The organism is Sphingomonas sp. 37zxx, from assembly GCF_000786205.1.
In the GTDB taxonomy this organism is placed as follows: domain Bacteria; phylum Pseudomonadota; class Alphaproteobacteria; order Sphingomonadales; family Sphingomonadaceae; genus Sphingomonas.
Window position 1 is genome coordinate 162,490 of sequence record NZ_JROH01000009.1, and the last position, 9,153, is coordinate 171,642.

The window sequence follows — 9,153 nt, forward strand, 5'->3', positions numbered from 1 at the left end:
TCACTCATTTCTTCGCCCGCCTTTGAGCCAATTTAAACAACAGATAACCAATCACCACAAAAGCGATCTGCGACGCCGGAAACAACCATAGCTTATGGGCTTCGCTCCAGTAGCAGTCGGTTTTGCTGGAAAAGGCCGGGCACGGCCCCATCCAGCGAACAAACACATTCCCTAAGCACCAAAGCGTGCCCAGTATTCCGTACACTGCACACCCGGCAAAAGCGTAGCCGCTAATTTCGGGCCGCTCCTCGCTCAAGCCGCATCCTCCGCAGGGGCCATGTTATGCCCCAGCAGCCGCAGCACTTCGCCTGCCGCCTCGATCAAATTGGTGCCGGGGCCAAAGATCGCCTGCACTCCGGCCTGGCGCAGGAAATCATAATCCTGCGCCGGAATCACCCCGCCTGCGATCACCTTGATGTCGCCATGCCCCGCATCGCGCAGATGGCCGATCAATTCGGGCACCAAAGTCTTGTGCCCGGCCGCCAGGCTCGATGCGCCGACCACATCGACCGACTGCTCGATCGCCAGCTTGGCGACTTCCTCGGGCGTTTGGAACAGCGCACCGGGGACGATCTCGAACCCCAGATCGCCGAACATGCTCGACACCAGATTCGCCCCGCGATCATGCCCGTCCTGCCCCATCTTGGCGACCAGCATGCGCGGGCGACGCCCCAGCCGCCGCTCGGTGGCGGCGACGCCGTCGGTCAGCCGCGACCAGCGCACATCGTCGCCATAGGCCCCGCCATAGATACCGCTCACCGGCGTCGGCGTGGTGCCATAGCGGCCGAACACATCCTCCAGCGCCTGGCTGATCTCGCCCAACGTCGCGCGAGCGCGGGCAGCGTCGACCGCCAGCGCGAGCAAATTGGCGTCGCTGCGCGCGCCGTCACGCAGCGCATCCAATGCCGCGCGGCACGCCGCTTCGTTGCGCGTTGCCTTGATCCGCTCGATCCGCGCGACTTGCCCGGCGCGCACCGCATGATTGTCGATGTCGAGGATTTCGACCGGGTCTTCGTCCTTCAGCCGGTATTTGTTCACCCCGACGATCACGTCCTCGCCGCGATCGACGCGCGCCTGCCGCGCCGCGCTGGCTTCCTCGATCATCGCCTTGGGCCAACCGGCATCGACCGCCTTGGCCATCCCGCCCTCGCGCTCGACCCGCTCGACGATTTCCCAGGCGCGATCGGCAATTTCCTGCGTCAACGCCTCGACATAATAGCTGCCGCCCAGCGGATCGACCACCTTGGTGATGCCCGTCTCTTCCTGCAGCACGATCTGGGTGTTGCGCGCGATCCGTGCCGAAAAGTCGGTGGGCAGCGCGATCGCCTCGTCAAGCGCGTTGGTGTGCAGGCTCTGCGTGCCGCCGAACGCCGCCGCCATCGCCTCGACCGTGGTGCGGATCACGTTGTTATACGGGTCCTGCTCCTGCAACGACACGCCCGACGTCTGGCAATGCGTGCGCAGCATCTTCGATCGCTCGTCCTTGGCACCCAGCTCTGTCATCACCCGGTGCCACAGCAGCCGCGCGGCGCGCAATTTCGCGACTTCCATGAAGAAGTTCATGCCGATCGCGAAAAAGAAGCTCAGCCGCCCGGCGAACTTGTCGATGTCGAGCCCCGCCGCCATCGCCGCGCGGGCATATTCGCGGCCGTCGGCGATGGTGAAGGCAAGCTCCTGCACCTGCGTCGCCCCCGCCTCCTGCATGTGATAGCCCGAGATGCTGATGCTGTTGAACTTCGGCATGTGCGCCGAGGTATAGCCGATGATGTCGGCGATGATCCGCATGCTGGGCTCAGGCGGGTAGATATAGGTGTTGCGGACCATGAACTCCTTGAGGATGTCGTTCTGGATCGTCCCGTCGAGCTGTTCGCGCGACACCCCCTGTTCCTCGCCCGCGACGATGAAGAACGCCAGGATCGGGATCACCGCGCCGTTCATCGTCATGCTGACCGACATCTTGTCGAGCGGGATGCCGTCGAACAGGATCTTCATATCCTCGACGCTGTCGATCGCGACACCCGCCTTGCCGACATCGCCGGTCACGCGCGGGTGATCGCTGTCATAGCCGCGATGGGTGGCAAGATCGAACGCGACGCTCAGCCCCTTTTGCCCGGCGGCAAGGTTGCGGCGGTAAAAGGCGTTCGATTCCTCGGCGGTGGAAAAACCCGCATATTGCCGCACCGTCCAGGGCCGCCCGGCATACATCGACGCGCGCACGCCGCGCGTGAATGGCGCGAAACCCGGCAGGCCGGGGTCGAGATCGGCGACGTCCTCCTGCGTGTACAAGGGCTTGACCGCGATACCTTCGGGCGTGTGCCAGCGAAGGTCGCGGTCCTTGGTTTCCTTGGCGGCGAGGGTCTGCCAGTCGGTGAGGGTCGGTTTGCCGGTCATTCTACAATCTCCCCCCTCCCGCTTGCGGGAGGGGTCGGGGGAGGGCCTGTCTAAGGCGGAAAGCGCGAGGGGTGGGACAAGCCCTCCCCTAACCCCCTCGCCAAGCGGGAGGGGGATCAACTGCCTTTAAACGCCGCCTTTCGCTTCTGCAAAAACGCCATCCCCCCTTCGACCGCATCCTGCGTCCCGCGCGCCGCGCGCTGGTTCTCGGCCTCGCGGAGCATCGCGCCGGCATAATCGTTCTCGAGCGCCGCCTGCATCCCGCGCCGCATCAACCCCAACGCGCGCGTCGGCCCCGCCGCCAGCCGCTCGGCGAGCGCAAACGCCTCGGCATCGAGCGCGTCGTCGGCAACGACGCGGTGGATCATTCCCCATTCGAGCGCCTTGGCCGCCGGCACCCGCTCGCCCAACAGCATCATCTCGGTCGCACGCGCGCGCCCGATCAGCCGCGGCAGCATCCACGACGCGCCGCCATCGGGCACCAGCCCGATATTGACGAACGCCTGAAGGAAATAAGCGGTGTCGCTGGCGACGCAAATATCGGTGGCCAGCGCCAGGCTGCACCCCATCCCCGCCGCCGGCCCGCGCACCGCGCTGACGACCGGCACATCGAGCGCGGCGATCGCCAGCAGCGCGGGATTACAATGCTCGGTCAGTGCTTCGAAGGTCGCCGCGCCGGGATCTGCCGCGCCCAGCGCCCCGCCGCCGACATCGGCCCCCGAACAAAAGCCCCGCCCCGCCCCGGCGATCAACACCGCACGCGCGCCGCCCAAATCGCCCAGCGCGGCGCGAAGTTCGTCGAACATCGCGGGCGGGGCTGCGTTCAGCCGATCGGGGCGGTTGAGCGTGACGACCAGCACGTCGCCGCGCCGCTCGGTGAGGATGTGTTCGTAATGGGGCAAGCTCGATCCCTTCTTCCCTCTCCCGCTGGCGGGAGAGGGTTGCGAAGACTTGGGTCGCATTCTTCATGCGGCCCTAGTCGGAGCTGGGTGAGGGTGGGGCAGTCGCACTTGCGACTGCGCGGCGCGCCGCGCCGCACCACCCTCATCCAACCTGCGCTAGCCAGCAAGCTGGCAAGCTTCGGTATCCTTCTCCCGCCAGCGGGAGAAGGTTTAGTGCGTCGGCGCTTCCATCAATTCGGTCAGCACGCCGCCGGTACCCTTCGGATGCAGGAACAGGATCAATGTCCCATGCGCGCCGATCCTCGGCTCGCCGAGCACCCGCACCCCGCGCCCCTCGAACCATGCCTTCGCCACCAGAATATCCTCGACCTCATAGCACAAATGATGCTGCCCGCCCGCCGGGTTCTTCGCGAGAAACCCGTGGATCGGCGAGCCTTCGCCCAGCGGCTCGATCAATTCGATCTGGGTATTGGGCGTATCGACAAAGCACACCTTCACCCCTTGCGCGGGCAGATCGAACGGCTCGCCGATCGCGGTGGCACCCATCGTGTCGCGGTAGAAGACGATGCTGTCGGCGATCGAGGGGGTCGCGACGCCGACATGGTTGAGGCGACCCATGATCACACCTTAGGTCCCGCAATTCCGACCAACCAGCAGCCAATAATGAAGGCAACCAGTGACAAACCGAACAACGATGCGCCTATGATCGTCGCTATAGTCGTCGCGTCTCCATTCATATATTCAGTGTAACTCTTTTCCACGAAATCGCCTTCCCACAACTTTTCAAGAGCTGATTGGCCACTTCTGGTTAAGCCAACTATGAGGGCCAGAGCGCCCAACATGGCAAAAACAGCGCCTGCAACAAATGACCATGCGGGAGCTTTCACAATCAAATGACGTAGCGCTTCCGATCCTGCCAAAGCGGCAAGCCCGCCTGCATTGAGCACCAGCATTGTGGTAAGCGTCCACTTTATAAGCGAAGTAAGAAGTTCGGCCAGCAAGGCGAAGTCTGACTTGGCCAATTCAATACGAAGGGTCCGCAACTCTTCAGAAATGTTTTCGCCAGAAGCGGGAGGCGCGATTTTATTCACAACGGAATATTGTCATGTTTCTTCCACGGGTTCTCCAGGCTCTTGCCGCGCAGCTTGCGTAAGCCCAGCGCCACCCGCCGCCGCGTAGAATGCGGCTGGATCACTTCGTCGATAAAGCCCTTGCTCGCCGCTACGAACGGATTGGCGAAGCGCGCTTCATATTCGGCGGTCCGCTCCGCGATTTCCTCGGGCGTCCTACCCCGAAAGATGATCTCGACCGCGCCCTTGGCCCCCATCACCGCGATCTCGGCGGTGGGCCAGGCATAATTCAAATCGCCGCGCAGATGCTTCGACGCCATCACGTCATAGGCGCCGCCATAGGCCTTGCGCGTAATCACCGTGATCTTGGGCACCGTCGCCTCGGCATAGGCGAACAGCAATTTCGCGCCGTGCTTGATGATCCCCGAATGCTCCTGCCCCACGCCGGGCAGGAAGCCGGGCACGTCGACAAAGGTCACGATCGGAATGTCGAACGCATCGCAGAAGCGCACGAATCGCGCCGCCTTCTTCGATGAATTAATGTCGAGGCAACCCGCCAGCACCTTCGGCTGGTTGGCGACGATCCCCACCGTGCGCCCCTCGATCCGGCCAAAGCCGATCAGGATGTTGCCTGCATGGGCGGGCTGCAATTCGAAGAAATCGCCCTCGTCGACCGTCTTGGCGATCAACTCGTGCATGTCATAGGGCATGTTGGCGCTGGGCGGTATCAGCGTGTCGAGGCTGTGCTCGATCCGGTCCCACGGGTCGTCGCTCGAGCGCTCGGGCAAAGCGGCCCGGTTCGAGGCGGGAAGGAAATCCACGAAGTCACGGGCTGCGAGCAGCGCTTCGATATCGTTGTCAAAAGCCACATCTGCGACCCCCGACTTCGTGGTATGCGTCACCGCTCCACCCAGTTCCTCCTGCGTGACGATCTCGTTTGTAACGGTCTTCACTACATCTGGGCCGGTGACGAACATATACGACGAATCTTTCACCATGAAGATGAAGTCCGTCATAGCTGGAGAATAAACCGCGCCGCCTGCACACGGCCCCATAATGAGGCTGATCTGCGGGACAACGCCCGAAGCCAATACATTGCGCTGGAAGACTTCGGCATAGCCGCCGAGTGATGCGACACCCTCCTGGATGCGCGCGCCGCCCGAGTCGTTCAGCCCTATCACCGGCGCGCCGACTTTCAGCGCCATATCCATGATCTTGCAGATTTTCTGCGCGTGTCGCTCGGACAGTGATCCGCCGAATACGGTGAAGTCCTGGCTGAACACGAACACCAGTCGGCCATTGATCGTGCCCGATCCGGTGACGACGCCGTCCCCCGGGATGATCTGGTCCTCCATCCCGAAATCGACGCAGTTGTGCTCGACATACATGTCGAGTTCTTCGAACGATCCGTGATCGAGCAGGACGTCGAGCCGCTCACGCGCGGTCAACTTGCCCTTGGCGTGCTGCGCGTCGATCCGCTTTTGACCGCCGCCTGCCCGCGCGGCTTCGCGCCGCTTTTCCAATTCGAGCATCGTCGACGACATGCAGGCGATCCTCCGTTGCGCTGGCCATTCCCTTCTCAGCCCGCCGCGCGAAAGGCAAATGCGATGTTGCGAAGTTGCGGCGAAACACTTTGCAAACTATCAATCGCCGCATGAACCACACGTCCCGCGCAGCAGGAAGCCAGTGACCGCCCCCCGCCGCCGCCTCTTCGCCGGATCGAACGTCCGAACGCTTCGCCAACGCCTCGCGCTGTCGCAGGCCGAAACCGCCGCGCGCCTTGGCATCTCGACCAGCTACCTCTCGCAGATAGAGAATGGCGATCGCCCGCTCACCGAATTGACGCTCGCGGCACTGGGGCGCGCTTTCCCCAATGACTGGGCCGAAGTCGGTGAGGACGCCGGCCTGCTCACCGCCGCCATCGCCGCGGCGCGCGACCCCAGCGTTTCGGGGGCCCCGATCGAAGAGGCCGCCGTCCACCGCGCACTTCGCCAGCAGCCGCAACTCGCCCGCCGGCTCGTCGCGCTGCACGACGCCTATGTTCGGGTGCAGCAACAGGTGCGCGCGCTCGACGATCGCTTTGACAGCGGCGGCGAAGCCACCGGCCGTCAGCCCTGGGAAGAGGTCCGCGACTGGTTTCACCACGCCAACAACTATATCGATCCGGTCGACCGCGCCGCCGAAGCGCTCGCCGCCGGACTGCCCAAGGGGGCCGACCCCGTCCGCGCGATGATCGACCGGCTGCAATTACGCCACCGGGTAACGATCGAACCCGGCACCGGCGAGCATGCCGCGCCACTACGCGCCTTCGACCCCGTCCGCCGCACGCTGCGGATCGACCGCAACCTGCCCCCCGAAAGCACCCATTTCCAGCTCGCGCACCAGCTCGTCCGGCTCGAGTTCGCCAACGAAATCGACGTCACTGTCGCGCGATCGGGGCTGGTCGACGCCGCCAGCGCCTTGCTGTCGGTGGGGCTGGCCAATTATGCGGCGGGCGCGCTGCTGATGCCCTACACCGCCTATCGCGATGCCGCGCGCGAGCTTCGCCACGATGTCGACGGTCTGCGCCAGCGCTTCGGCGTCAGCTTCGAACAGGCCTGCCACCGCCTCTCGACGCTCCAGCGCCCCGGCGCGGCGGGCATTCCGGTGTTTTTCTGCCGCGTCGACATGGCCGGAAACATCACCAAGCGCCATTCGGCCACCCCGCTGCAATTCGCGCAATATGGCGGTGCCTGCCCGCTTTGGCTGGTCCACGAAGCGGTGGCGATCCCCGATCGCATCCTCGTCCAGCTCGCCGAAACCCCCGATGGCGTCCGCTATGTCACGATGGCCAAGGGGCTGGTGAAGGCATCGGGCAGCTTTACCCGCACCCCGCGTCGCTATGCGGTGACCTTGGGATGCGAGGCGCAGCACGCCGCCGAATTCGTCTATGCCGACGAATTGCGCGCCGACGGACCCGCCACGCCGATCGGCAGTTCGTGCCGCATCTGCCCCCGCATCGCCTGCGACCAGCGCGCCTTCCCCCCGGCAGCCTCGATCATCGAGATCGACCCCAATGTCCGGCAGGTCGTCCCCTATCGCTTTCGCTGACCGTCTCTGGCATACTCATAGCTCGAAACGAACAGCCGGAGGATGGCATGGCGACCGCCGCGATACACACGCCGACGACTCACGCAGCCAAGATGAGCGAGCCCGAATGGGAGGCGCGCCAGCAACTGGCCGCCTGCTATCGCGTGTTCGACATGCTCGGCTGGTCCGAGATGATCTACAACCACATCACGCTGAAAGTGCCCGGCGAAGAGGGCGCGTTCCTGATCAACCCGTTCGGGCTGCATTTCAGCGAGGTAAAGGCGTCGAACCTGGTCAAGATCGACCTCGACGGCAACAAGCTCGACGGATCGCCCTACCCCGTCAACCTCGCGGGCTTCACCCAACATGCGGTATTCCACCGCAACCTGCCCGACGCGCATTGCATCATGCATACACATACCACTGCAGGCATGGCGGTGAGTTCGGTTGAAGGCGGGCTGCGTCCGGTCAATTTCTACGCCTGCAGTTTTGCAGGCCAGATTGCGTACCATGATTTCGAAGGCGTCACCGTCCGCAGTGAAGAAGGCGAACGCCTGGTCGCCAATCTGGGCGACAAGCGGGTGATGTTCCTCAAGAATCACGGCATATTGGTGATGGGCCGGACGCTGCCCGAAGCCTTTATCAAACATTGGTCGCTGCAACGCGCCTGCGAGATTCAGATCGCCACCGCCGGCATGGGCACCCCGCTCGAAGTCTCACCCGAAGTCGTCGCGATCCACCAGCGCGATCTGTTCAAGGTCCAGCCCCCCGGCGGCGCAGGCGCGGCGGATTTCGCCGCGATGGTGCGGCTGGTCGATCGTCAGGACAAAAGCTGGCGCGAATAGACGACGGGGAAGGCTGGTGCACCCAGCATGAAAGCAATGGGTATCCAGATCATTGGCAGATTTTCGTCGCACGCTAGGCTTGGTGTCTTTTTCGGTGCTATCAGAATAGCCGGCTGGCTTGCTTTCAGACCTAGTCGTGGCTCCTAAACGGCATGACGAATGACCGATGTTTCTGGAAGCCGACACGCCCCTGCTGGGTAGATGGCGGCTATTCAAGGTTGGCTTCCTGAAACCCGACACGCAGAAGCCGACCCCGTTTCGGCCATTGAAGCATTCGCAAAACCGCGGCAGGTCACTCCTTTGCGGAAGCCGAACGCATGTGTAGCATGCGACGCCCTATTGCTGCTGATTGAGGTCTCACTGATGCTGACGAGCAATAAGGCATGAGTGCCATTCTGCTTCTGCTTGCCGCTGCTTCAACGCCTACTGCGGCTTGGCAGATGGATTGCCAACTGATGAAGCCTGTCGCTCCAAACATCGAGAAGACCGGCTTTGTCCAACTGCAATTCGAGCGTGCTGGCGAGCAAACGTTTGTCCGGATCGTCTCGAGTGATTTCCCCGAGTTTGAAGCCGAGCGGCAGGCTTTGGTGAACGGCTCTGTCAAGGATGAGGACCCAGCAGAAGACCCGGCTTGGGTCGTCCGCATGGCGAGTGGGCGCCGAGCCATCGAGATGAAAAGTCATGGTTCAAGGAACGGTGAAGGAACCGGCATTCTGATCTCCAGCTACGAAATGACCACCAACGGCTCGCTCCCGGAAGATTTCTTCCAATATCATGCGGTCGGTTTATGTCAGTATGTGAGGGAGGGCAGCTTGGGATCGGGCGGATGAGAAGCCGCCATTCGCCTATCCTGAAGAGTTTCGGGCGCCGGCAGGC

The 9,153-nt window shown here is 63.2% G+C and carries 9 protein-coding genes; 3 read left to right on the forward strand and 6 right to left on the reverse strand.

The window, feature by feature from the left end; translation table 11 throughout:
- Nucleotides 1-4: 4 nt before the first annotated feature.
- From QU44_RS18165 to QU44_RS06240, 6 genes are all read right to left on the reverse strand, one after another.
- Complete coding sequence (locus tag QU44_RS18165) at nt 5-256, reverse strand: hypothetical protein (protein ID WP_156140978.1); 252 nt, start codon at nt 254-256, stop codon at nt 5-7.
- Nucleotides 253-2,391, reverse strand: coding sequence for a methylmalonyl-CoA mutase (scpA, locus tag QU44_RS06220; protein ID WP_033920924.1), 2,139 nt, complete (start codon nt 2,389-2,391; stop codon nt 253-255). The genes QU44_RS18165 and scpA overlap by 4 nt, the downstream gene beginning before the upstream one ends.
- Nucleotides 2,392-2,507: 116 nt before the next feature.
- Entirely contained in the window at nt 2,508-3,293 is a 786-nt protein-coding gene (locus tag QU44_RS06225; RefSeq protein ID WP_033920925.1) for an enoyl-CoA hydratase-related protein, read from the reverse strand.
- A gap of 210 nt (nt 3,294-3,503) precedes the next feature.
- Nucleotides 3,504-3,917: a methylmalonyl-CoA epimerase gene (gene mce, locus QU44_RS06230; RefSeq protein ID WP_033920927.1), complete on the reverse strand. Its 414-nt coding sequence runs from the start codon at nt 3,915-3,917 to the stop codon at nt 3,504-3,506.
- On the reverse strand, nt 3,914-4,384 hold the full coding sequence (locus tag QU44_RS06235; RefSeq protein ID WP_156140980.1) for a hypothetical protein: 471 nt from the start codon (nt 4,382-4,384) through the stop codon (nt 3,914-3,916). The genes mce and QU44_RS06235 overlap by 4 nt, the downstream gene beginning before the upstream one ends.
- On the reverse strand, nt 4,381-5,907 hold the full coding sequence (locus tag QU44_RS06240) for an acyl-CoA carboxylase subunit beta (RefSeq protein WP_033920931.1): 1,527 nt from the start codon (nt 5,905-5,907) through the stop codon (nt 4,381-4,383). Before QU44_RS06240 ends, QU44_RS06235 begins: the two co-directional genes overlap by 4 nt.
- Nucleotides 5,908-6,049: 142 nt before the next feature.
- On the opposite strand from QU44_RS06240, the gene QU44_RS06245 reads away from it, so the two are divergent.
- From QU44_RS06245 to QU44_RS06255, 3 genes are all read left to right on the forward strand, one after another.
- A complete protein-coding gene (locus QU44_RS06245; protein WP_033920999.1) occupies nt 6,050-7,453 on the forward strand; it encodes a helix-turn-helix domain-containing protein in 1,404 nt (467 codons plus the stop codon).
- 47 nt (nt 7,454-7,500) lie between these two features.
- A complete protein-coding gene (locus QU44_RS06250; protein WP_033920933.1) occupies nt 7,501-8,277 on the forward strand; it encodes a class II aldolase/adducin family protein in 777 nt (258 codons plus the stop codon).
- A gap of 383 nt (nt 8,278-8,660) precedes the next feature.
- On the forward strand, nt 8,661-9,107 hold the full coding sequence (locus QU44_RS06255; RefSeq protein ID WP_033920934.1) for a hypothetical protein: 447 nt from the start codon (nt 8,661-8,663) through the stop codon (nt 9,105-9,107).
- The last annotated feature ends 46 nt before the right edge of the window (nt 9,108-9,153 follow it).

Coding starts and splice junctions, on each gene's coding strand:
- scpA (WP_033920924.1), bottom strand. CDS start 2,391: ATGACCGGCAAACCGACCCTCACCGACTGGCAGACCCTCGCCGCCAAG.
- QU44_RS06240 (WP_033920931.1), bottom strand. CDS start 5,907: ATGTCGTCGACGATGCTCGAATTGGAAAAGCGGCGCGAAGCCGCGCGG.
- QU44_RS06250 (WP_033920933.1), top strand. CDS start 7,501: ATGGCGACCGCCGCGATACACACGCCGACGACTCACGCAGCCAAGATG.
- QU44_RS06255 (WP_033920934.1), top strand. CDS start 8,661: ATGAGTGCCATTCTGCTTCTGCTTGCCGCTGCTTCAACGCCTACTGCG.